Origin of the sequence: Aquabacter spiritensis (assembly GCF_004346185.1) — a bacterium.
GTDB lineage: Bacteria > Pseudomonadota > Alphaproteobacteria > Rhizobiales > Xanthobacteraceae > Aquabacter > Aquabacter spiritensis.
Window position 1 is genome coordinate 148,423 of record NZ_SMAI01000008.1, and the last position, 23,864, is coordinate 172,286.

The 23,864-nt window shown below is 64.9% G+C and carries 22 protein-coding genes; 6 read left to right on the forward strand and 16 right to left on the reverse strand.

What is annotated here, in order from left to right; genetic code table 11:
* Positions 1-72 precede the first annotated feature (72 nt).
* From EDC64_RS13835 to EDC64_RS13895, 13 genes are all read right to left on the reverse strand, one after another.
* Positions 73-1,305 carry a glycosyltransferase family 4 protein gene (locus EDC64_RS13835; protein WP_132032284.1) on the reverse strand — a complete coding sequence of 411 codons (1,233 nt, stop codon included), beginning with the start codon at positions 1,303-1,305 and terminating at the stop codon, positions 73-75.
* A gap of 37 nt (positions 1,306-1,342) precedes the next feature.
* Complete coding sequence (locus EDC64_RS13840) at positions 1,343-2,158, reverse strand: glycosyltransferase family 2 protein (RefSeq protein WP_132032286.1); 816 nt, start codon at positions 2,156-2,158, stop codon at positions 1,343-1,345.
* A 24-nt stretch (positions 2,159-2,182) separates the two neighbouring features.
* Complete coding sequence (locus EDC64_RS13845) at positions 2,183-2,719, reverse strand: LbetaH domain-containing protein (RefSeq protein WP_207916070.1); 537 nt, start codon at positions 2,717-2,719, stop codon at positions 2,183-2,185.
* 76 nt (positions 2,720-2,795) lie between these two features.
* Positions 2,796-3,950 (reverse strand): glycosyltransferase, encoded by a 1,155-nt coding sequence (locus EDC64_RS13850; protein ID WP_132032288.1) that lies wholly within the window; start codon positions 3,948-3,950, stop codon positions 2,796-2,798.
* The gene (locus EDC64_RS13855) at positions 3,947-5,086 is read right to left on the reverse strand and encodes a glycosyltransferase family 4 protein (RefSeq protein ID WP_132032290.1); all 1,140 of its coding nucleotides are present in this window, start codon (positions 5,084-5,086) and stop codon (positions 3,947-3,949) included. The genes EDC64_RS13850 and EDC64_RS13855 overlap by 4 nt, the downstream gene beginning before the upstream one ends.
* A gap of 83 nt (positions 5,087-5,169) precedes the next feature.
* Positions 5,170-6,735 (reverse strand): hypothetical protein, encoded by a 1,566-nt coding sequence (locus EDC64_RS13860; RefSeq protein WP_132032292.1) that lies wholly within the window; start codon positions 6,733-6,735, stop codon positions 5,170-5,172.
* A 145-nt stretch (positions 6,736-6,880) separates the two neighbouring features.
* A complete protein-coding gene (locus tag EDC64_RS13865; RefSeq protein WP_132032294.1) occupies positions 6,881-7,873 on the reverse strand; it encodes a glycosyltransferase family 2 protein in 993 nt (330 codons plus the stop codon).
* A gap of 3 nt (positions 7,874-7,876) precedes the next feature.
* A complete protein-coding gene (locus tag EDC64_RS13870) occupies positions 7,877-9,112 on the reverse strand; it encodes a glycosyltransferase family 4 protein (protein ID WP_132032296.1) in 1,236 nt (411 codons plus the stop codon).
* Positions 9,109-10,125 (reverse strand): glycosyltransferase family 4 protein, encoded by a 1,017-nt coding sequence (locus tag EDC64_RS13875; RefSeq protein ID WP_207916072.1) that lies wholly within the window; start codon positions 10,123-10,125, stop codon positions 9,109-9,111. Before EDC64_RS13875 ends, EDC64_RS13870 begins: the two co-directional genes overlap by 4 nt.
* A gap of 268 nt (positions 10,126-10,393) precedes the next feature.
* Positions 10,394-10,810, reverse strand: a complete 417-nt coding sequence (locus EDC64_RS13880; protein WP_132032300.1) for a hypothetical protein — start codon at positions 10,808-10,810, stop codon at positions 10,394-10,396.
* Positions 10,811-10,847: 37 nt separating this feature from the next.
* Positions 10,848-12,320, reverse strand: a complete 1,473-nt coding sequence (locus EDC64_RS23715) for a sugar transferase (protein ID WP_207916074.1) — start codon at positions 12,318-12,320, stop codon at positions 10,848-10,850.
* A gap of 148 nt (positions 12,321-12,468) precedes the next feature.
* Positions 12,469-14,079 (reverse strand): O-antigen ligase family protein, encoded by a 1,611-nt coding sequence (locus tag EDC64_RS13890; RefSeq protein ID WP_132032302.1) that lies wholly within the window; start codon positions 14,077-14,079, stop codon positions 12,469-12,471.
* Positions 14,080-14,116: 37 nt separating this feature from the next.
* The gene (locus EDC64_RS13895; protein ID WP_132032304.1) at positions 14,117-14,410 is read right to left on the reverse strand and encodes a hypothetical protein; all 294 of its coding nucleotides are present in this window, start codon (positions 14,408-14,410) and stop codon (positions 14,117-14,119) included.
* 375 nt (positions 14,411-14,785) lie between these two features.
* On the opposite strand from EDC64_RS13895, the gene EDC64_RS13900 reads away from it, so the two are divergent.
* The 6 genes from EDC64_RS13900 to EDC64_RS13925 all read left to right on the forward strand — a co-directional run bounded on the left by EDC64_RS13900 (position 14,786) and on the right by EDC64_RS13925 (position 21,800).
* Positions 14,786-15,661 carry a tyrosine-protein phosphatase gene (locus EDC64_RS13900; RefSeq protein WP_207916076.1) on the forward strand — a complete coding sequence of 292 codons (876 nt, stop codon included), beginning with the start codon at positions 14,786-14,788 and terminating at the stop codon, positions 15,659-15,661.
* A complete protein-coding gene (locus EDC64_RS13905) occupies positions 15,591-16,331 on the forward strand; it encodes a polysaccharide biosynthesis/export family protein (RefSeq protein WP_245504701.1) in 741 nt (246 codons plus the stop codon). The genes EDC64_RS13900 and EDC64_RS13905 overlap by 71 nt, the downstream gene beginning before the upstream one ends.
* A 142-nt stretch (positions 16,332-16,473) precedes the next feature.
* Positions 16,474-18,669 (forward strand): GumC family protein, encoded by a 2,196-nt coding sequence (locus EDC64_RS13910; RefSeq protein ID WP_245504702.1) that lies wholly within the window; start codon positions 16,474-16,476, stop codon positions 18,667-18,669.
* Positions 18,669-19,271 carry a hypothetical protein gene (locus tag EDC64_RS13915; RefSeq protein ID WP_132032310.1) on the forward strand — a complete coding sequence of 201 codons (603 nt, stop codon included), beginning with the start codon at positions 18,669-18,671 and terminating at the stop codon, positions 19,269-19,271. Before EDC64_RS13910 ends, EDC64_RS13915 begins: the two co-directional genes overlap by 1 nt.
* 286 nt (positions 19,272-19,557) lie before the next feature.
* Entirely contained in the window at positions 19,558-20,691 is a 1,134-nt protein-coding gene (locus EDC64_RS13920) for a carbohydrate binding domain-containing protein (RefSeq protein ID WP_132032312.1), read from the forward strand.
* A gap of 146 nt (positions 20,692-20,837) precedes the next feature.
* A complete protein-coding gene (locus EDC64_RS13925) occupies positions 20,838-21,800 on the forward strand; it encodes a UDP-glucuronic acid decarboxylase family protein (protein ID WP_132032314.1) in 963 nt (320 codons plus the stop codon).
* Positions 21,801-21,813: 13 nt separating this feature from the next.
* On the opposite strand, the gene EDC64_RS23585 is transcribed toward EDC64_RS13925, so the two are convergent.
* The 3 genes from EDC64_RS23585 to EDC64_RS13935 all read right to left on the reverse strand — a co-directional run bounded on the left by EDC64_RS23585 (position 21,814) and on the right by EDC64_RS13935 (position 23,852).
* A complete protein-coding gene (locus tag EDC64_RS23585; protein WP_165933772.1) occupies positions 21,814-21,969 on the reverse strand; it encodes a hypothetical protein in 156 nt (51 codons plus the stop codon).
* 195 nt (positions 21,970-22,164) lie between these two features.
* Positions 22,165-22,899, reverse strand: coding sequence for an SDR family NAD(P)-dependent oxidoreductase (locus tag EDC64_RS13930; protein ID WP_132032316.1), 735 nt, complete (start codon positions 22,897-22,899; stop codon positions 22,165-22,167).
* A complete protein-coding gene (locus tag EDC64_RS13935) occupies positions 22,896-23,852 on the reverse strand; it encodes a cyclase family protein (protein WP_245504703.1) in 957 nt (318 codons plus the stop codon). Before EDC64_RS13935 ends, EDC64_RS13930 begins: the two co-directional genes overlap by 4 nt.
* Between the last annotated feature and the right edge of the window lie 12 nt (positions 23,853-23,864).

Genomic DNA, 23,864 nt, shown 5'->3' on the forward strand with positions numbered 1-23,864 from the left:
ACAAATCCGAAAGCGCCATTCTCGCGGCCCGGCGCCGCGCGATCAAGGCGGGCGATCCCGCCCTTTCGGGCGCTATTCCCGGGCCGCGCGCGCCAGCAGATCGTGCCAGCGGGCGAGCGCGATGCGCCGGTCGAACCGCGCGTCGAACGCCGTCCGCGCCGCCGCCCCCATCTTGAGACACAGATCGGGCTGCAAGGCGAGCCGGGAAATCGCGGCGGCGAGCGCCGCACCGTCGCCGGCGGCGACCGTCAGCCCGCAGGCATGCCGGGCCAGAAGCCGGGCGATCTCCCCGTCCGGCGCGCCGATGAACACAGTCGGCCGGCCGGCCGCGGCGATGCCGTAGAATTTGCTCGGGACGATGAGGCCTTCGAGTTCAGGGCGCAGCGAGACGAGGTGCACGTCCGGCACCGAGAGGCTCTGCGCCAGCCGCGCACGCGGCTGATAGGGCTGGAAGCGGGCGCAGGACAGGCCGCGCCGCGCCACCTCCGCCTTCAGACCGGCATGATGCGCACCGCCGCCGACGAACAGAAACCGCACCGCGCACGTCCCTCCCGCCGGCGACCCCAGCCGCTCCATCGCCTCCAAGAGCGTCTCGACCTCGTGCGCCCGGCCGAGATTGCCGGAATAGCCCACGACGAACGCCGCTTCGAGATCCCAGTCGCGGCGCAGCGGGTTCGCGCTGGGCGCCACGGGGTGGATCAGCGCCCCGTCCGCCCAGTTGGGCACGATCGCGATCCGCCCGGCCGGCACCCCCATGGCCGCGACCCGCGCCGCCATCCCCTCGCCCAGCACCACATTCTGCCGCGCCCCGCGCACGGAGCGGTCGCGCAGCCAACGCAGCGCCGCGAAGGCCGGCGCGGCGCCGCCCGCGCCCAGCCCCAGCGCCTGCGCGGTCTCCGGGAAGATGTCCTGGTGCCAGTTGACCAAACGTGCCCCGCGCAGCCGGCAGACCGGCCCCGCCATCACCGAGAGCATCGGCGGATCGGTCTTGGCGACCACCACGTCGCCGCGCCGCGCCGTGCGCCACAGCTGCCAGGCGGCCGAGACGTAGAAGGTCAGATAGTCCACCGCGCGGCCGGCCAACCCCGCGCGGCCGAAGCGGGACGTCCAGACCCGCGATACGGCGACGCCGTTGACGATCTCCCGCGGCGGGAGCGCGGCCGCGGCCGCGTCATAGCGCAGGCGGCTCGCGATCACCGCCACCGCCTCGCCCCGCGCCGCGAGGTCGAAGGCGAGGTCCGAGAGCATCTGGCTGGTCGCCGAATGGTCGGGATGGAAGAAGCGGTTGAGGAAGATCAGCGCCATCAGCGCCGGCATCCGGCCGGTTGCGGCATGCGGGTGCTCATCGGCCGCCGCGCGCCATTGCCATCTTGGCGTCGATCATCACCTCATAGGACATGCGCATCAACGCATAGAGATAGCCGGCTCTGCCGTCGAGAAAGCCCATCCTGAGGACATAGAGATAGACGAAGACGACCAGGGGGCGCGCCGGCATTCGGTAAAGCCAAGCCTTCAAAACCCTCCGGCGGGCCGCCGGGTCGCGCGTGAAGGCCAATCCCAGCGGCGGGAGGGAAACCGCTTGCTCCGCCATCAATCGGTGCGCCTCCATGGCAGAATAGCGGTTGTGCCGCTCGAACCACCAATCGATTCCCTTGGCGAAGGGGTGGTGAAGAATGTGCCCGGATAAGTGCACCACCTCGCCGTCGGCAATATAGTCCTCATTGATCTCCCGCTCGACACGGACGCGTCCGCGGCGGATCAAACGAGGAAACCAAGTGGGATAGCCGGAGGACCGGCGGAGCCAGCGATCAAATAAAATGTCTTTGCGGCGAACCCGTGCCATCGCGACACCGGCTCCCACCTCGGCGAGAAGCCCGTCGATTTCCTCTGCCAACTCTGGCGTCACCCGCTCGTCGGCGTCGAGCATGACCACCCAGTCATGACGGAAGGGCAGTGCGAGTCCGGCCATGCGTTGGTCCGCATAGTTCGTGAACGCGCGCTCGTGCACGGCGGCGCCCAAATCCTCAGCGAGGCGGCGGGTTTGATCCGTGCTGAGAGAATCGAGGACGTGAACGTCATCGCGCCACTTCAGCGAGCGGATGCAGTCGGCAATATTTGCTTCCTCGTTGTAGGTTAGGATCAAGACGGAGCAAGACATAACGACACCTTACCCTCGATGGCTTCAGCGTCGGCTTACAACACGGGCCGGATTGCCCGCGACGACGGTCGCCGCCGCCACGTCTTTCACGACCACTGCGCGGGCGCCCACGACCGCGCGCGTGCCGATTGTCACGCCAGGCCCCACGAACGCGTCCGCCGCCACCCAGGCGCCGGCCGCGATGCGAATTTCACCTGTCACAAGCGGAAAGGCGGGATCCCGGAAGTCGTGCGACGCCGCGCACAGATGCGCCCCCTGGCTGACGACGGCGTCGGCGCCCAGCGTCACGCGCACCACATTGTAGCAGACGACCCGCGGTCCGAGACAGGCATTGGAGCCGGCTTCGAGATTCCACGGCGCCCAGATGCGCGCAGTCGGATAGGAGTGAAACCCGGCCCCCACGCGGGCCCCGAACAGCCGCAGGATCTGCCGGCGCCATCCGTGGAAGAGGGTCGGAGACCAGCGATAGAGCGTGCCTTCAACCGCTGCCCATAGCAGCCGCGAGAGCTTGTTCCTCACGCCGGGAGGCGACACCTTCGACAATTTCGCCCGCTCGCTCACTCCGGCACCTCGAACGCCGTTAGAGCCCGCGCCGATCGGTCTGCATCATGCGGCTGATCGGATCAGGCTCTGGTTTCTAAAGTATCACACTGGCCGGCCTGTCACCGGCGCCGGCGCACCAGCGATAGACCGCGATCAGATCGCGCGCGGTCCGGTCCCAGGAAAAATCCGCCGCCATCCAGCGGCGCCCGCGCGCGCCCATTTCCGCCAGCGCCGCGGGCGGCATCCCCATCGCATCCTCCAGCGCGGCGACGAGCGGCGCAACGCCGTGATCGATCCACCAGCCGCAGCCGTGCTCCGCGAGGCCCGGCCAGGGCGCGCCCCTGGTGCAGACCACCGGCACGCCGCACGCCAATGCCTCGGCGACGACGAAACCGAAATTCTCGTTCAAGCTCGGCAGAACGAACACATCGGCCGCGGCATAGGCCGCAAGCTTGTCGGCGCCGTAGAGACCGTCCTCGAACGCGATCCGACGGGCGCCGAGCGCCTGCGCCTGGCGCCTCAATTCCTCCGCATGCCCGCGCTCCGACGGCCCGGTGATGCGCAGGTCCCAGTCGGGATGCCGATCCTCCACCTGCGCCCAGGCCGCGACAAGCCGGTCGAGGCCCTTCTTGGGATGCACCCGGCCCAGGCTGAGCAAGGTTCGGCGGGGTCCGGCGAGATAGGGTGCAGCCGGCGGCACGTCGATCCCGAGCGGCACGAGCGCAATGGGCGCAGCAATTCCGAAATCCCGTAGCTCCTCGAATTCCTGCGTGCTGGTGACATGCCAGCAGGCCGCACGCGAGAGAGCCGGTCCTTGCGCGAGCGCCCAGAACACCTGCTTCTTCCTCGAGGAAAAACGCAGCGCCGCCGGAGCGAGCATGCCGTGGGGGGAGACGACGAGCGGGCTTCGATGCCGGCGCGCGCTCCACCCCGCATAGAGATTGCAGGCGAGCCAGAGGCCGTGGGTGTGGAGCACGGTCCCCTCCCGCGCCAGGACGTCCACCGCCCGTGCGAGCCCCTGCGAGGCCGAAAGCCGCCGCAGCACCGGCAGATCGCCGAAATCTTGTGAAAATGTCTCGTATCGGACACCGGCGCGGTCGGCTCTTTCCGTCTCTCCGACGCTGAGGATCGCGACATCGAGCCCGCACGCCGCCTGCGCATCGGCCAGGCGGGTGACCGCAAGCGTGACCCCGGACGCGGCTGGCGTCAGCGCAGCAAGAATTTGGCCCACCGCCAGACGCGATGTCATGCATCGCCCTCCGGGCCAAGACAGGCCTCGAGTTCGCGGTGATAGCGCGCACCATAGGCGCTCCAGCTCAGAAGCGCGCGATCGCTCTCCGAGAGCGGCACGAGACCGCCGGGACGATCGGCCAAGGTGAGCGCGTCGTCGAGGGCGCGCGCGATCGCCTCGACCTCCGGCGCCGCCACGAAGATGCGGGCGGCGAGCCCCGGCGAGAGCGCGAGATCCGCGCCGCCCGTCCGATCGGTGCAGACGAGCGCGAGCCCGCTCGCCAGAGCCTGAACCTGAACCATCGCCAACCCTTCCTCACGGGAGGCCAGAGCGAACACCCGTGCCCGCGCATACTGCTCCTTGAGCGTCCATTGCGGCACCGGATCGACATGCTCGAAGCGTCGATCCGCGCGCGGGAACGGGACATCGCCGAGGGCGCCGACATGGAGAAGACCCACATCTCCGCGGCGCCGGACGGCGTCGACCAGCAGATCGACACCCTTGCGCTTGTTCCAGCCGCCGACGAACAAGACCCGCCGCGCTGGTACATCCGCACCCGGCTTCGCCGGCGGAAACTGGTCGAGATCGACCCCATAGGGATTGACGAAGAGTTTGGCGAGCAGATCGGGATCGCACGCCGCGAAGCTCTCCGCCACCTGGCGGGACGGAACGACGATCCGGTCAGCCAATGCATAGCCTTCCAGTTCGCGGCGAACGCCGAAATCGCTTGGAAGACCGCTCACGCCAGCTTGGCGCAGTATTTCGAGCTGAGAGCGGATATGGCGGCTGCCGCGCTCGAGCCAGACCTTCGCCCCGAAACGACGCTTCGCAAAGCGGGCCGCCTCCAGATAGAGGCCGGACATGCAGATGAAGGCGTCGCAGGGTTCCAGACGGGCAATGACCGCGGCGTTCAAGGCATGAACAAAAGCCCGTTCTTGAAGTCGCGGCAGCAGGCGCGGCGCCAGAATGTGCCATCCGACCGCCGGGGCAGCGAGTGTAGCGAGGCCGCGATAGCATCGTTCCGGCAATCCGAACCGCAGCGCCCGCTTCCGCGGCACGCAGGAATAGAACCGGACCTCCGCGCCCAGGCCGTCCAATTCGCGGGCCAGATCCAGCACGTGGAACCGGCCGAATGTGGCGATGCCGATTTTCATTCCCCAGCCCCCAGGCGACACGCCCCCGGCGAGAAGCGCCACGCCCCGAGGGCATGGGCTTGATCCGGTGCGCCCCGCTTACACTATCTTGGAGCCTGCCGCGGAGGCGTGGGCGAGAGCCGCGTTCTCCCAGGCAGAAGCACGAAATACTGGGCCAGAAAGGCGATCGGAAGCATCCGAATGAGCGACGTAAGGACCACACCGAGATCTGTGGGAAGCAAGGCCAAAGGCATGGCGACGCTGAAATAGACGATTAGGCCGCCCGGCCCCGCCCGGCCCACCCCCTCGAAAATGACCGCCTGCAGGATGCCGATGCAGAAGAAGCCCAAGAGCACCCCGGTCAAGCCCCCGACCAAATAGAGATAGGCCACCGGCCCCATGCCGACCGCCGTACGGCTGTCATACCAGCTTCCGCGAACATGCTGGTTGAACCAGACTCCGGTCGAATAGCTCGGCTTGTCCGGCCAGAAAGCCCGCGGCAGAAAGGCGAGGATGGGGGAGAGATAGATGGCCTCCGCCATCCATTCCGCGATCGTGGGATCGAGCCGGCCGGCATCGACATAGTCGATCGCCACTGCGGTCTGCCCGAGTACATCCAAACGAGAAGTGATCGAGAGCAGAACCGGCGTCTCCGCCCTCTGATATCGATCCCGTTCACCGTAGGATTTTTGAAGGACGTCGACCATCTCTGAAACGCTATCCGGCTGAACATTCGGATTGCGCCCGAGATAGGATCTGAACGGCTCAATGATGCTATAAGCAACAATCAAAGCCAAAATTCCATAAATTATGTATTGATATTTTATTCTTTTCAGTACGACAAATGCAGCTGCCGCAATGACAATGAACGGAACGGCAAGCTGAGATTTAAACCCGGAAAAGGCACCGACACAGACCATTACCGCGGCCATGACCAGGGTCATCGCCCCCATTGCGGCCGCCTTTCCGCCAGATTTTCGCAGCTGAAAATAACTTAAGGCCAAAAGGAACAGGGCAAAAGTTCCCGCCCCAATCGCCAAATTCAAAAACTCCATCGCAGATACGTTTTCTTCAATTCGTATTTTATTTGCCGAAAAACCAAATATTCCATTCTTTATAGAATATAAAACACCGAATATATAAATTAACTGAAGAAAAAATATAGAAATCATATTTGGATGCAAATTCTTGCGAATAAACTGAGATTGAATTAATGAATTCCTAAGTCCACTAGCTATTTTTGATCCAATATAATATCCACGCCACATCACAAAGCATGCGCCAAAGCAAATAAAAATACTATAAAGGAACGATTCATAGAAATCGTAAAACAGAAACATATAATCCATTCTGAATTTTTCATCGAATATCATTACAGATGACTGAAGTGTGTAACTTGCAAAAAATACAAAAAATGACGACAGGACTGCCGGAGATAATGCGGACAGACTGTCGCTACTTAAAATAAGCCGCCTAGATTCTAAATATAAATAAATCGAGAAAGCAGAACAGGCCAGATTAAGTTGAATTTCGGAGAATTTTTCGGCAAGAAAACATTGCGCGAAACAGAAAATGGCGGCGCCGATATAGACGACGCCCAGTGCGCCGACCACGAGGCGCCGGGAATCGGCAGGAAGATGCCGGGGGCTGCCCACGGAGATGGTCGTCACACCGCTTCCTCCCTTCCAGGGTGACCCGCCAGAGATGCAGCGTCGTCGCAACCACTAGGATGCAATGGCCGCCAGATGCCTTCATAGCGCATTGCCCCGCCCCCTCGCCAGATGTTGCCCTCCGGCAGAGAAGCCGGCCTCGAACTCAGGGCGAGGATCGCCGCTCGAGCAGTTCCGGAATCAATCGATCGAGATCGAAAGGGACGAAGCGCGTCCTGCGGAAGGTCATCGCAGCGCGAAGAAGGCGACGATCGCGCCAGATCTGCACGAGATCGGCTGGCGTCATGGTCTTGAAAATGGCAGCAAACGCCGCGATGAGGTCGGCCACCGGGGCCTCCCGCCTCAGGATACCACGACCCAGCTTGCGCACCGCGCGCTCGGCCTCCATCCGGACCCAACCATTGGCGAGCCGCCTCAGGCCTTGCTCCGGCCGAGCCTTCAGATAGGCCGTCGAGTTTGCGGTCCGCTCCAGCCACAGAAGCGCGGTCTCGGTTGCGGAATCTTGCTTCCCGTGAGATTCGCACACGAGCGTGCCCGGCGGCAGGATGACAGTATCGCCGTGCGCCGCGGTGATCGCGCCGATCACGAAGTCGGCCGACATCGTACTCCGCCAGATCGCGGGATCGCCCATGATCGCGGCCCGGCGCAGCAGGATCTGGGAGGGAGACCCCAGGAGCCAGCCGAAATAGAAGCACGCCTCCTGCACGTGCCGCGAGGTGAGCCGGTGCGGCCGTGTCGTGTGATAGAATTCCCACATCCGTCCATCCGCCTCGTTCTTGTAGAGCGGGCAGCCGAACACGATCGAGACCCCCTCGTCCACCGCCGCGGCGAAGGCGGCGAGGCCGCCGGGAAGAAGATAATCGTCGGCCTGGATGAACTTGATCCAGGGCCGGCGTGCCATGTGGAGTGCGGCGAGGTGGTTTTCCCACAGGCCGAGATTGCGGTCGTTCTCGCGCACGATCAGCCGCGGATCCGAATAGGCGGCGAGCCGCTCGATCGTGCCGTCGCGACCGTGATCGTCGAGAACGATGATCTCCCCCGCCCCGCTCGCCAAAGCGGAGTCCACCGCCCGCACGACCTTGTCGCGGTACCGGTAGGTCGGGATCAGGATCGAAATATCGGATTCGGCGATCACCATGCTCTATCCCCGCCCTCCCGTGTGCCGATCGACGGCCGCAAGGGCGCGCATCAGCCCGTCCGCGCTCTCGCGGTAGCTCCAGCGGGCGATGCGCGCGAGACTGTGCGCCCCGCAGCGGCGGCGATGGTCCGCATCCGCGAGAAGCGGGCGCAACGCCGCGGCGAGGCCGGCGAGATCGCGCGCGCGAAACGTTGCGCCGGTGACCCCGGTCTCGACCAGATCCGGAACGCACCCCACTTCGTCCGAGGCGACGATCGCGAGGCCGGCGCACATCGCCTCGTTGACGGCCAGCCCCCAGGGCTCGTTCTCCGCCGGCAGAACGAAAATGTCCGACACGCCGTAAATCGCCGGCAATGCGCTCTGATTGGCGAAGCCGTGGAAGACCACGTCCGCAATGCCGCTCTGCGCGACCAGAGCGCGCAGATCCGGCTCGGTCTCGCCCGATCCGACGAGCAGCACTTGCCCTGCGATCCCCTCCCGTTGCAGCCCGGCCATCGCCCGCACCAGATCCTCGGGCCGCTTGCGCGGCTCGAACTTCGCCGCAAAGAGCACGACCGGGAGATCGGGCTTGAGGCCGAGGCGCCGGCGCAGATCGGCCCGCTCCTCCGGCGCGAGGCGCGCGCCCGCCATGAAGCGCGCATTGTCCACCGCGAACGGCATGATGTGGATGCGCTCGGGCGGTACGCCCATCGCCCTGTAATAGAGCGCATTGGCGGTGCCGACCGCCAGCACGCCGTCGAAGGCCCGGTACCAGGCGCAAAGGACGGCGCGCCGCGCCTGCGACCGCCATCTGGGCCTGTGCAGCCCGAGATGCGTGTCCCCCCGCGCGAACACCGCCGTGCCGGAGGTCTTCGCTGCAGCGAGCGCGACATGATGCGCGGCTAGGTTGTGGCCGTGGATGATCACAGCATCGAAAGCGCCCCTCCGGATCGCCGGCCACAATTCCGGGCCGACCATGGAGAAGAAGCCGCCGACCTCCCGCCGCCTGGCGGCCTCGCCCATGAACCGCGCCTCATAGCCGGCGAGAAGGTCGACGTCCCAGGCCACAGGCTGCCCGAATCCGGCATCCCGCGCGCCGCGAAGCGAGACGTCGGAAAGGTATAGCGCCGTGACTGAGATGCGGTGTTTCGCGCCGAGATACGCATAGAGCGGGGCGAAATACTGGATTGGATGTGTGTTAACAAACGCCACCCGATAGGCCGGCGACGGCACATCGACGGGTCGCGGCGCGGGGCTCATCCGATCGCCTCGAGGAACCTGTCCTTGAAGGCGCCATAGCGAAAATGCGCCTGCCAGCGCGCGCGACCGGCGGCCCCCATCGCGACGAGCCGGTCCGGCGACGTGAGCAGCAAGCGAAGCCGGTCGGTCAGGTCGCCCGGCCGGTCGAGGTCGACATTATAGCCCGTGACACCGTCGAGATTGATCTCCTGGCCGGCATCCTGCCGGGAGGCGATGACCGGCACGCCATGGCGCATCGCCTCCGCATAAACGAGGCCGAACCCCTCGCCGCGGCTCGGCATCGCGAAGACGTGCGCTCCGTTCCAGATCCCGGGCATCTCCGCTTCAGGGACGAACCCCTTGATTTCAATCGCATCGCGGGCGGGCGAGGCGCGCACGAGGCGGTGCAGATCGGGCATGGCGGTCCCGTCGCCGACAATCACGAGGCGCGCATCCGGAACCGTGGAGATGAGAGCCGGCCATGCCGCCACCACTTCCTGATGGCCCTTATAGAAGGTCCCGCGGTCGACGCGGCCGACCATGAGGACGGTCGGCCGACCCGTAGCCCGGGCCGCCGGCACCGGGGCTGCCGCATCCTCTTCGGTCGCCAGCCAGCAGACGCGCGCGTTCGGCAGGGGCCCGTGAAGCTCCTCCACGCGGGCGAGCGTGTAATGAGAATTCACCAGAACCAAGTCTGCCCCGCGCAGCGCCCGCATCCGATCCGGAGGAAGAGGACACCACACCTCGACACCATGGATCCACACCGCATATGGCCGCCTAAAGCCGGGAATCCGCGCATGCGCGCGCGCGATTCCGATGGAATCATAGAGGAATGCCGCGTGGGTCAGAGCGGCGGCATAAGATCGGCCGACGAACCGCACTTTGCTCCCGCGGGCCGTGGTGGACGCCCGTCCGTCGATCCGAATCGGCGCGTCGTCGAGGAGGGACAGCAGGCTCACGTCGACCCCGTGCTGTGCCAGGGCCCGCGCGGTGGCGCGGGCGACGCGCGCAATGCCGCCTCGGCCAGCCGCCAAGACAGCCGCCCCGAGGAAAACGCGCTGGCCCGATCTGATGATCAACACCATCCCTCTCGTCCCGCCATGCAGGCGCCGGGCAGCGGCCGGCCCCATCTCGTTCCTGCGGCACGTCGCCGATGAGCAAGATTTTCCTTGAGGGCGCAATACCAGAGTGCCGATGACGGGTTGAAAATGGCGGCGGTGCTCGTTTGAGCCCTCCAGTCAAGGATGCGGTGCAAAGATGCCCCGAACCATCCTCGTGCATCCCCGAAAACATGCCGAGCCATCACGGCCGGCAGGAGGCGATCATCGCGGTCAAAGGTTTGCCTCCGAGCAGCAGCATGTCTCCCGACAATCCGCCGTTCGATAGGATCCAGGCCTTGATGTCATCGGGATAGAAGCCCCACAGAAACTGCGTTGCGTCGGAATTGACCACGGGCGCACCGTCCTGCCCAGGCTTCCAGGCCGTGTGGAAACCGAACAAAGCGCGCCACGTCACACAAATGCGATCACGCGGCATGATCCCGAGAATGAGCGTACAGGCCGACAGACAGGGCCCATCGACGACCACCCGGCGCCCGGCTTTACGCCATGACTTCATTTTCTGGATATAGGGGCCGATCTGGCCCCCTACATCGAATTCTATGCGCTCGACATCCGCGCCGATGGCCGGAGCGGTCAGGCACATCGCCAGAGCGAGCATCGCCGCCGTAGAAGCAACGCGCGCCCTTTGTGGCAGCTCAAGACTGTCCCTGCCGATCGCCGACCGAATACACCACACCGAGATCGCGCCAAGCCTCGATGATCGCGTCATGCCTCACCTGCTCTCCGAGGACCAGCATACGGACCGTGCCGAAAACGATCGCCACATCGAGAAGCAAAGAAATATTGTTCGCATACCAGATATCCAGAGCCGCCTTGTCGGTGGTGGAAATCCGCCGCCCCCCCTTGATCTGCGCCCAGCCCGTAAGGCCGGGCCGCACCTGGAGACGGCCGGCATGCTCGACCGTCTGGTCCGAAGAGAGCAAGGGGCGCGGGCCGACGAAGGACATTTCGCCCCTCAGAATGTTGACCAATTGCGGCAGCTCGTCGAGCCGTGTGCGGCGGAGGAAGGATCCGAGGCGTGAGGCGCGCTCTTCGTCGCTGCGGCGCCGGCCTTGGGCATCATAGGCGGCCGCCATCGTGCGGAACTTGAAGAGCTTGAACGGCCGCCCGTTCAAGCCCGGACGCTGCTGCCAGAACAGGACCGGAAGGCCGAGATCAAGCACCACGACGAGGGCGACGAGGAACATAACCGGCCATAGCAACATGAGGAGGATTGCGGCACCGACCCCGTCCATGACCCGCTTGAGCGCATGATAGGAGGGGCGTGGCGCATGAACGAGCAGCCGGAGATAAGACTCCGCGTCGCCATGGACTGCCCGCTCGACCAAGTGTGCCTCGCTCTCTGCAGCGGCTTTGTCGAGCGGAGGCACCAGCCGATCGGCGAGATATTCCACTTGCAGGGGCCGCTCGGCCTGAGCCCGGACCAAGGCGGCCCGCGCCTCGGGCGAGAGACTCTCCACCGTCCCGGCGACCAGCACGCAATCGACAGTCACGCCATGAATTTCCAATTGCCGCAAAGCCTCGTCCAAGGCTTCCGGCGTTCCGATGACGGGATATGACAGCACCGACAGGCCGACGCGCTCGCGCTCCGCGAGGAGGCCGGCAATCCGGATTCGTCCCTTAGCGAACTCCCCGACGCACTGCAGATAAAGTTCGGTGAAGCGGTTCAATCCAATGATCACGCCAGTCTGAGCGTGCGGGTGGTGGGGCATGGTCACCGCGTCGACGGCCCCGCGCCGCGCCCCCAACCAGGCCCGCAGACCCGAAAGCAGGAAGATGATCAGCATGCCCTGAATGATCGGCAACGAGCGCGCGACATCGTCGAGCCGGGTGCCGATGAAGCCGATGGTGACAGACGCGGCCACAATGATCACAGCGGCGGCAACGATGCGCAAATGATCCCCTGCCGACGCGAACTGCCAGGATGATCGGCTGATTCCGAGAGCGGGAAGAACGCCGCAAGAGACCAGCAGCGTTATCCCGATATAGGGCGCAAAGTTCGCCAGGCGATCCCAGCTGACGTCAAAATTATCTCTTAAAATCAAGGCACTTACGGTGCCCAGAGAAATCAGGAATAGATCGAGGGCAAGGGATCTGGCCGAACGCATGATCGCATAAACCCCACTTCCTCATACAATCCTAGCGGATGCGATTTCAGATCGCAACCGCTAATGGATTCCTTCGAATACTATCGGAAAGTGGGTGGCCCGATGGGACTATTCGCGGCCCGGAGACGGCCAATCGCCGACGCCGCCGTCAGGAAAAGTCGCGGTCCAGAGGCGGAGATCGCTCTGGCCTTTGGCGGGGCCGGGCCTCTTCCGTCGAGTCCGGCCAAACAATGTTGGGAGGGCGGGGCATGACGGGTCCTGCGGCGGCCGCGGCAGGGCGGCCGAGCGCCTGCGGAGAGCGGCGCGTGGTCCCGCCGTCGCCGCGCTCCAGCGGCCGGTCGCGCGACCGAAGGCGGCGGGCGGAATTTTCTTCGGGGGCTTCGACGAGGAAAGCGCAGGCCATCGCCATAACGCTCATTACCGCGCTGGTCCTCAAAGGGTAGTCGACCACAGAATGCGCCGCGAGGAGCAGCAGGAGCAGGATTGCGGCCCGCGCGAGCGACCCGTCAATGTCCTCTTGGCCCCAGGCGACGCGCGGGTTCCAAACCGTGAGCAACTTGAAAGCCAGCCAACCGGCCCAAGCGGCGACGAGGGCCGCGGAGAGCACGCCGCCCTCGAGCCAGAATTCGAGCAAATCATTGTGGGCGTGATTGACGAAAACGTTGGCGATCAGGTCCGCCGGCTGCTCGACGCCAGCATAGACCGGTACGAAGCTTCCGACACCGGTTCCAAACGGCAGGTTCGCCCAGGCCGCTTCGATCGTGGTGCGGGCATAGCGAAGGCGGCCGTCTTCGACCGGATCTGCCGCAAATCGCGCAATTATGCCGTGGAAGACGACCTGCGATGACAGCGCTCCGGCGGCGAGGACGACACTGAGGACCAATCGTGACGGCGTTAGCCACGCCCCGGCCTTCGGGCGAGCGAAAAAGAGGGCGGATGCACCTGCAATGGCGAAGACCGTCAGGCCCAGACCGGCGCGCGAACGGGTCATCAATTGGACGCATATCAGCACCGTCAGCACCGTCGCAGCGGCGATGAGCAGGACCAGGCCTTCGGTGGTCGGCCGACGCGCCTTGCGGCTTTGCTGGATGCGTCCGGCCGCATCCAGGGCCCAGGCCACTGCGAAGACGACCCCACTGTAAAGTAAGGCGGCGAAGTGGTTGCGGTTTGCGAAAAACCCCACGGGATCCGCGACATTGGTGAAGGCGAAGAAGCGCAGCGCGCTCGAGGGGCCTTGGGCGAGCTGCAGGAGGCCGAGAACGGCGCTGAAGAAAGCTGCCGCAAGAAAGACCAGGCTCAGGAGACGCCGCTCCGGATATGTGAGGAGGAGGGTGCCGAGAAACACTGCCAAAGGTGGCACCAGGCCGAGAAGGGCAAGCCAGGTCCCCGCCGGCGACAGGCTGATCGGCATCCATCCAAGGTCGTGTCCGGCAAGGCCGAACGCCTCGACGGCAGCGGCACGCCCCGGTAGCGCGCTCCAGATCGCCGGCGGCAGCGGCACGAGTTGGAGCAGCGGAAGAAAAAGAACCGCACCGACCAGCCAGAGCACGCACCGCCGGTCCTGTGATTTCGGCAGATCGCACAGGCGCCAGAGAGCGGTCACGAGAAGCGGCAAAGACAGAAACTGCAGAACGGTATCCGAGAGGAAGCCGCCCCGTGTCCCGCCGCCCAGCATCAAGCAGAGAATAAAGGTGACGGAGGCAAGATAAAAAAAGCCGCCATGCGCATGGGCAATGGCGGCTCCAAAAATCCGCGGCATCCGGGCTTCGGCGCTTCCCACGGCGCCAAGCTCGGGATCAGGGACTGACTTGCAGCGTATTGGTGAACGTCTTGCCGGGCGACTGCGTTCCCGCCACCACCAAGGCACCGATCGACAGGCCCCCGACCACCGTCGTGGTGACGATGGTGGCCGTGGTGAGCCCCGCAACCGTGGAACCGGGCAGCGTCGCCCCTACGATCGGTGCGACTTGCGCTTGGGCAAAGCTCTGACAGGGCGACTCGTCGGCGATCGTGACCACGGCACCAGGCACAACTTTCACTTCGCAGCCGTCCCCATACATGACGACCGCCGCCGAACCTGGAGCAGCCATCACGGCATCTCCCACATCGAGGGTCGCAACCCCTGGCAAGGACTGAAAGCCTTCCCCATGATTGATGGAGACTTCACCCGAGACGAGTTGGACTGTGGCGGCGAGCGCCGATCCGGCCGTCAGAACGGAGCAGGCAATCAAAAACGATGCCGCGGCGCGCATGGTGTTCCCCCACTGTTCCTAAGTTTAAAAGTACCACACGCGGCGAGGTGAGAAAAGCCAGCATCGCCCCGCTCAGCCCGAAAAGAGGAGAATATTTTTCCTGCGCAATCTCGACGGGTGCCGCGTGGCGCAATACCGCCATGTTTCAAGGCCAGAGACGGCGACGGCGACACGGCAGCGAATCCGGCCTCTGCACAAGCGAAAGTGGGGCGCATGATCGACTTGCACAGCCACATTCTCCCGGGGGTGGACGACGGAGCGGCCGATCTCTCCACCGCCGTCGCGATGGCGCGCGCCTATGTTGCCGACGGCGTAACGACTGTGGCCTGTACACCCCACATCTTGCCGGGACTTTACAACAATTCAGGTCCGGCGATCCGAGACGCCGTCCGCAGCCTGCAGTCCACCCTCGATTCCGAGGGCTTACCCTTGCAGCTCCTGTCCGGGGCCGACAACCACATCGTTCCCGACTTCGCCGCGGGCTTGAGGAGTGGCCGCCTCTTGGCCCTGGGCGATAGCCATTACGTGCTGGTCGAACCGCCGCACCATGTCGCCCCCCAGCGTCTCCCGGAATTTTTCTTTGAACTTCTGGTTGCAGGTTATACACCAATCCTGACACACCCGGAAAGGTTGTCGTGGATCGAAACGCAGTATGAGACCATTCGCAGCCTGATCCGGTCCGGCGTGTGGATGCAGGTCACCGCGGGCTCGCTCGCTGGCGCTTTCGGGCGGAGTGCGCGATACTGGGCGGAGAGAATGCTGGACGAAGGCGGGGTCCATATTCTTGCAACCGATGCGCACGACGTTCAACGCCGTCCGCCCGATCTTTCGAGGGGCCGCGAGCTGGCGGCCAGGCGGGTCGGGGACGAAGAGGCCAGCCTTCTGGTGTCCCGCCGCCCTCATTGGATCGTCAAGGATGAACCTGCCGCGAATGTTCCACTGCCTGCAGGGAGTGCTCCCCGCTCCGGGATGCAGGCGCGCCTGCTCGATGCGGAGACGAGCGGCCGGAGCGAGGAAGGTGCTGCTTCTCTGCGCCGTCTTGGCGCTCAGCGGTGGATTTCTCGCCGCCTGCGGCAATTCCTCGAATAGCCGGACCACCGAGGCCGCGAATGCGGATGCGCCGTCGGCCGGATCGAACACCATACCCGCCAACAGCTTCGCGCCGATCGACGCAGGGGCTTCCGAAACGGCCCCGCGCGCGCCGTCTCAACTCGCCTATCACATCGGCACGCTGGACGTGCTCGAAATCACGGTCTTCAAGGTGCCGGACCTGACGACCAGCGTCCAGGTCGCGCCGACCGGAACGATCAATCTGCCGCTGGTCGGCGAAATCAAGGCGGCCGGCCTGACGTCGCAGCAGCTCGAGCGCGAACTGACCCGGAAGCTCGGCGACAAATACTTGCAGAACCCGCAGGTCACGGTCTTCGTCAAGGAATATAACAGCCAGCGCGTGGTGGTCGAAGGCGCTGTGCGGCGCCCGGGCGTCTATCCTCTGAAGGGCGCAGGCACCCTGCTTCAGGTGATCGCCCAGGCGGAGGGCCTCGAGACCCGCGCCGACAGCCAGGTGATCGTCCTGCGGCAGGAGGGCGGCAGACGCTATGCGGCGCGCTTCGACCTCCAATCGATCAAGGACGGCCAATTGGAGGATCCCGAGATCAAGGCCGGCGACACGGTGGTGGTCGGCACATCGGCAATCAAGGAAGGATTCGAAAATCTGATGAGAGCCGTACCCGTGATCGGCCTCTTCACGCTCCTATGACCCTCGAACCCAGCTTTCCACCATGAACTTTCATGCATCGGACATGGACCAGCAGCCAGCCAAGGGGGCGCTCGCCGCGCCCATACAGACGGCACCCGCGAGGTCCCAGCCGTATCGCCCTTATGGCGATTACGGAGCGGGGATGGTCGATGACGCCCCGTCGTCCGGGCAGCAGATCCTGCGGTATGTGCGCATCCTTCTGAAGCGCAAATGGTTGATCCTCGCCATCACTCTGGCATTCGGCGTGATCGGGGCGGTCCGCACCATGATGGAAACCCCGCTTTATACGTCGAGCGTGCGGCTGCAAATCGACCGTAACGTCGCCAAGGTGGTCGAGGGCGGAAACGTCACCCCGGTTGAAGGCTTCGACTTCGATTTCCTGCGGACCCAGAACGAATTGCTGCAAAGCCGCGCAATCGCGGAACGCGTCGCTTCCGCCCTGAAGCTCGGCAACGATCCGGATTTCCTCTCCTCCCGCTCTTTCTCTCTTCTCGGCGGCATCGAAGGCCTGTTCTCGACGCCCCAGCCGGCCTCGACCCCGGACAAAGCCGCGCTCGAACGGGCGGCGGCCGGAAGGGTGCTGGCGAACCGGACCGTCCGGCCGGTGTCGGGCGCGCGGCTCGTGGACATTTCCTATACGGATCCGTCCCCGGTGCGCGCGCAACGCATTGCCGCGGCATTCGGCGACGCCTTCATCGCCTCGAACCTCGACAAACGTTTTCAAGCGAATGCCTATGCCAAGGCCTTCCTGGAAGATCAGGTCCGCCAAGTGAAGCTACGCCTGGAAGACTCCGAACAGCGGCTTCTGGAGTTTGCCCAAAAGCAACAAATCGTGGGGACGGCGACGGAAAAATCCTCCATCGCTGAAAGCAACTTCGCCGCCGCCAATGCTGCGCTCGGAATTCTGGTCTCCGAGCGCATCCGAAACGAGCAGCAATGGCGTCAGATCGAATCCTCCGGCACCATCAATCTTCCCCAGATTTTATCCAACACCGTCGTGGATGGGTTGCGCGCCCGGCGCAATGCCCTGGCCGTGGACTATCAGGAGAAGCTTGAGACCTACAAGCCGAGCTATCCGTCCATGGTGGAGATCAGCAATCGGATCAAGGAACTGGACCGGCAATTGGCGTCCGAGATCCAAGCGATCCGCAGCTCCTACAAGGCCGCCTACGAGGCCTCGGTGGCGCAGGAAAACGACATGAAAGCGCGGATCGAAGTTCTGCGCCGCGAGGTCCTGGACCTGCAAGAGCGCTCGATCCAGTACAACACTCTGAAGCGCGAAGTGGACACGAATCGCGATCTGTATGCGAGCCTGCTGCAACGTTGGAAGGAAGTGGACGTCGCGGGCGGAGCGGGAGTGAACAATGTTTTCGTTGTCGACAATGCGATCGTTCCGGGCGGCCCGTCTTCGCCGAACGTTCCTCGCGCATTGATGATCGCCCTCAGCCTCGGCCTGGTTGTCGGGGTTGCCGCCGCGGTCGGGCTCGACCATTTCGACGACAAGATCAGATCCGCCGAAGAACTCGAACGGGCATCCGGCCTGCCGACCCTCGGGATTCTTCCCAAGGTGCGCGGTGCTGTCGAGCCGATCGCGGCACTCAAAGACCCTCGATCCGCATTGTCGGAGGCCTATCGCTCGCTCTGTACTGCGCTTCAGTTCTCGACCGAAAACGGCCTCCCGAGCAATCTGGTGGTGACCAGCGCCGTCCCCGCCGAAGGCAAATCTCTGACCGCGATCGCCATCGCCCGCCATTTCGCGACTCTCGGCTTGAAGGTGCTTCTCATCGATGCGGATCTGAGAAATCCCAGCCTCCACATCAAGACCGGCCTCAGCAACACCGTGGGCTTCAGCAATTACCTGACGGGGGCCTGTACGCCCCCTGAGGCCATGCAGGGCACCGATCTTCCGAATCTGACATTCATGTCATCCGGCCCCCTCCCTCCCAACGCCGCCGACCTCCTGGGCGGAACGCGCGTCTTCTCGCTGCTCTCGGTCGGCCGCGAGGTGTTCGACTTGATCGTTCTGGATGGACCGCCGGTCATGGGGCTTGCCGATGCCCCCCTTCTCTCGAGCGCGGCGAGCGCGGTCGTGTTCATATCTGCGGCCGGCGAATCGCGCGCCGGCACCGTAAAGGGCGCGCTGCGCCGGCTGCAATTGTCGCGCAGTCCCCTCATCGGCACGGCTCTGACCAAATTCGACGCAAAGGCCCACGGCTACGGCTATGGCCATGGCTACGGCCATGCCTATGGCTATGGCGGGGCGAGCGCCTTCACCTATGGCGGCGCCGCAGGGGAGCCGCCCCCGGCTCAGCTTGGCGCAGATCGTCCGCGTGCGTGATGGAGCCCGGCGTCCTCAAGGTCGCGCTCGATTTGGCCCACATGCCCGCGCGTGTCCGGCTCGTGCGGCGCGGACCGCTGCCGGACGGCATCCCGCAGCTTCTTCGGGTCGCGACCGCCGATGGGGATGCGCTCGATGAGGCCGCGCGGACCTACGGCCGCACCCCAGAAGTGGTCCGGCACGCGGCCGACTTCTTCATCGAACAGGTTCTCTTCAGTCCAGACGCCGACAGTTACCGCGTGCTGGGATGCGAACGCGGGGCGACGCCCGGCGAGTTGCGCCAGAACATGGCGCTTCTGGTCCGCTGGCTCCATGCGGAACCCGACGGGGTTCGGGACCGATCGGTCTTCTTCCCGCGGGTGACGCTGGCCTGGAACGACCTCAAGACGCAGGATCGGCGTTCGGCCTACGACCTTGCGGCGCCCCCGGTCGCCCCAGCGCCGGTGCGCAAACGGGAGTCCGGCGGCAAAAAGCGGGTCGACGGCAAGTCTCGGAGCCGGAACGGCGGCACGGGTCACTCGCGCGGCCATACCGCGCAGCCGGGCTTCTGGACCCGACTCTGGCTGACCCTGTTCGGTCGGCGCTCAAACCGCAGAGGCTGAGGTGAGGCATTCCGCTCCGAAGACGGCGCGCCGCCACAGATCGACCGTCTTGCAGAGACTCTGGCGGCGGGTCGAGGATCGAAGCCGCACCCTTTGGAGCGTCCTTCGCGGCCGGTCTCTTCGGCCGCTGATCGGGCTCTTGCGCGCGCATCCCTGGCGCGCCGGAATACTCGGCGGCCTATGTGCTCTTCTGGTCTGGCAAATCGGCACGCGCAGCCTCCCCGCGGCGCTCGCGACCTCCGCTCCAACGGCCGCGTTGGCGCTGCGCCTGGACACCCCATCCGCCATGCTGGAAGTGACTGGCAGCGAAGTCGTCGCCCTCGTGCAGCCGCCCGACGAGGCGGCGAATCCGGCGGTGCCCGACCCGCAGACCCTGGCGCGGTTGAAAGACGAGGTGGCGCGCATTCTTCTCGCCGAGCCGCTCAGCGGCACCGCACGGCGCCTGCTCGGCGTCCTTACCCAGATCGAAGGCAACACGGCAGACACCGAACGGCTCATGATCGCAGCCGTGCGGCGGACGCTTCACGAAGCCCCGGCCGCGCTCTGGCTGATGGACCATTACCTGCGGACGAAGACCTTCAAAGACGCGGTTCGCTATGCCGACATCGTCGCGCGCACCTACCTCGAACTCATTCCGCTCGTCATGCCGCTTTTGGTGCGCGCCCTCGACGATCCGGAGGGCCGCGCCGCCGTCGGCGAGGAATTGGCGGCCAACCCACCGTGGCGTGCGTCCTTCTTCGCCTATCTCCCGCATTTCACGACCGACGCCACGACGCCCCTCGCCCTCGCGCAGGACCTCGCAAAGCACGGCTCTCCGCCGACAGAGACGGAGCTCGCGCCGTGGCTCAATCTCCTCCTCGCGAAGAAGCTCTACGATGTCGCCTATTACACATGGCTCCAGTTCCTGCCGCCGGATGAACTGGCCGCGGCAGGCTATCTCTTCAATGGGGATTTCGCTTTTCCTTTGACGAGTGTCGCCTTCAACTGGGTGCTTGGGCCGGGCTCGGGCGTGACGGTCGAAACGGTCCGCCAGCCGCTCGCGAACGGCGACCGCGGATTGTTTGTCGAGTTCGGGCAAGGGCGCGTCGAATTCGGCGAAGTCTATCAGGTGGTCTTGCTGCAGCCCGGCACCTACACTTTCAGCGGGCGGTACAAAGGCAACCCGCTCGGATCACGCGGCCTTCAGTGGCGTGTTCTGTGCTATGGGGAAGACAAGGTGCTGGCTGCGAGCCAGCTTTTCAACGCACCCGTTCCCGATTGGCGGAACTTTTCATTCACCTTCTCGGTCCCGAAAGCCGGATGCCGCGCCCAAAGGGTGCAACTGCATCTGCCCGCCCGCATCGCGTCCGAGCAGTTCATGTCCGGTGTCCTCTGGTACGGCGAGCTGAAGATCACCCGGACGCCGGAAAGGCGCTCATGAAGGCGCGTCGCGTGCGTGTCCGGGGGCAGCGATACGGAGGACGGACGACTGGGTGACACCCCGGGACATCCGAGCCGCAGCCCCCCGCTCTTGACCTTCTCCTCCCCTGCCGTCATGGCTGTCAGATCGTCGAGGGAGCCGCGTACATGGTTGAAAGGCCCAGGATTCTGGTCACGGGCGGGGCGGGATTTCTCGGCTCCCACCTGTGCGAAAGCCTACTCGCCGGCGGCGCGGAAATTCTCTGCCTTGACAATTTCTTCACCGGCCAGCGCGCCAACATCTTGCATCTTCTCGATCACAAGAATTTTGAGTTGATGCGGCACGACATCAGCCAACCCCTCTATGTGGAATGCGACGAGATCTATAATCTCGCGTGTCCCGCCTCGCCCGTTCATTATCAGTTCGATCCGGTCCAGACGACGAAGACGAGCGTGCTGGGGGCGATCAACGTGCTCGGCCTCGCCAAACGTCTGCACGCCAAGGTGCTCCAGGCCTCCACCTCCGAGGTCTATGGCGATCCTGCAATTCACCCGCAGCCGGAAAGCTATTGGGGCAATGTCAACCCGATCGGCAGCCGGGCCTGTTACGACGAGGGCAAGCGGTGCGCGGAGACGCTGTTCTTCGATTACTGGCGCCAGCACCGCGCGCGGATCAAAGTGGTGCGGATCTTCAACACGTACGGTCCCCGCATGAAGCTCAATGATGGGCGCGTCGTGTCGAACTTCATCGTCCAAGCCCTTCGCGGGGAGCCGATCACCATTTACGGCGACGGCAGCCAGACCCGCTCCTTCTGCTATGTCGACGATCTCGTGGCCGGGATCGCCCGCCTGATGGCGACCCCCGACGAGGTGACGGGACCTGTCAATCTCGGAAATCCAAGCGAATTCACGATTCTCGAATTGGCCGAGATGATCCTCACCATTACCGGCTCCAAATCGCAGATTCTGCGCAAGCCCCTGCCCGAGGACGATCCGAAGCAGCGCAAACCCGATATCGCCCTCGCGCGGCAAACCCTCGGCTGGGAGCCGACGGTGCCGCTGCGCGAAGGACTGATCCGCACCATCGCCTATTTCGACACCGAACTCGCCAGAGGCGCCGCGACGCAGTGATCGGGCCCCGGCCTCAGCCGCAGTTTGACACCGGCGGCAGCGGCCGTCCTGCCTGCCGCAGCAGCGCCGCCAGCGCGCGGGCCAGTTCGGTGCGGTGATACGGCTTGTTCGGCCGCGCGGGGCCGAAGGCCGCTCCGGCGTCCTCTTTGAAGCCCGAGACGAGAAGCACAGGAAGGTCGGGACCCGGACCCCGCAGCGTGGCGGCACGGTGCGGGGTCCGCTCTCGTTGCCGATCGAGAATCGGCGATGTCCAACCGAACGCGACGAAAAGGGGCGGCCAACGCCGGGCCGCCCCTCGATGCGATCGTTTTGTGGAGACGAAAACGGGTCCGATCGGAGGTCCCGGCCTCGTCGCCACGGCGCCTCACATGGCGGTCGCGCCGCCATCGACCCTGAGGCTCGAGCCGGTCACGAGCCGCGCAGCGGGCGAGGCGAGGTAGAGCACCGCACCGGCAACGTCTTCCGGCTGCAAGACCTCCTTCAAGGGGATGCTCGCCAGCGCCGCCTCGCGATAGGCGGGATCCTTGAAGAAAGGGGCGGTCATCGGCGTTTCGACCACGGTGGGGGCCACCGCATTGACCCGGATCGCATGCGGCGCGAGGTCGATGGCCATCGATTTGGTCATTCCCTCGATCGCGTGCTTGGTCATGGAATAGACCGTGCGGCGCGGTCCGCCGACATGGCCGACCTGGGACGAGATGTTGACGATCGAGCCGCCGCCGCCTTGCGCCACCATTGCGGCCGCAGCCGCCTGCGCCACCTTGAAGGCGGCACGGATATTGAGGGCGATCAGCATGTCGAGCGTCGCGTCGTCGACATCGAGGACGTACTGGAGCCGGTTCGTGCCGGCATTGTTGACCAGCACGTCGAGCCGCGGCAACGCCTTGATACGAGAGGGCAAAGCGTCACCCGTGACATCCTCGATCCAGGGCTCGATCGCGCCCGGCGCCTCCGCCGCGAGCGCCTCCAGATCGGCGGGGGTCCGGGACACTGCGATGACCCTGGCGCCCGCCCCCGCGAGCGCCAGGGCGCAGGCGCGCCCGATCCCCTTCCCCGCCCCTGTCACGAGGGCGGTGCGGCCATCGAGCACGCCGCTCATTTGATCGCCTGCGGATTGATCGGCGAGCCGGTGCCGCCCGTGATCACCAGCGGCGGGCCGCAGAACATGAACTCATAAACCCCGTCGGCAGCGCAGTCCTCGGCCAGTTCCTTCAGATAGAAGATCTCGCCCATGGTGAGGCCCATGGCCGGGATCACCACCCAGTGCCAGGGCTGGAACACTTCGGAGGTCTCGTTCGGCCGCACCTCGACACCCCACGTGTCGGAGCAGATGGCGGCGATTTCCTTCTCCTGCGACCAGTAGCAATTCTCGAACTTGACCCCGGGCGCGTCGCCGCCGGCATAGCCGCCCCACTCTCCGGTCTTCAGGCGCTGCTCCATCTGGCCGGTGCGGATGATGACGAAATCGCCCTTGCGGATCTCGACGCCCTGCGCCTTCGCCACCGCATCGAGCTCGTCGTTAGGAATGCCGTAGCCGTCTTCGAGATAGTCGACCTTCTTGTAGCGCGCGACGTCGAGGAGCACGCCGCGGCCGATCATCTTGTTGCGGGTGTGCTCGATGCCGTTCTTGTGCACGCCGCCGGAATCCACCAGCTTCGCCTCGAAGCCGTTATACATCTTGTCTTCGTAGAAGATGTGCCCGAGCGAATCCCAATGGGTCGCGGCCTGGACGGGCATGTTCAGGGCATCGTCCGCATAGCGGATCTTGTTGGTCTCGTCGAACCGCCCCGCAATCGCGTCGGTGCCGGTCGCGAGCATGGTGTGGATGGGGTTCCAGCGCCCGCCGAACAGGCCGTTCTGCGGTCCCGAGGCGCCGAGCGGAATGCCGAGCGCGAACGCCTTGCCCTTCTTCACCAGCTTGGTGGCTTCGACGATATGTTCGGGGGTGACGTGGTTGAGCGTGCCGATCTCGTCGTCCTTGCCCCAGCGCCCCCAATTGGAGAGCTTCTGCGAAGCCTCCGCGATCGCGGCCTTGCCCACTTTGATGTCCATGGCGTCCTCCAG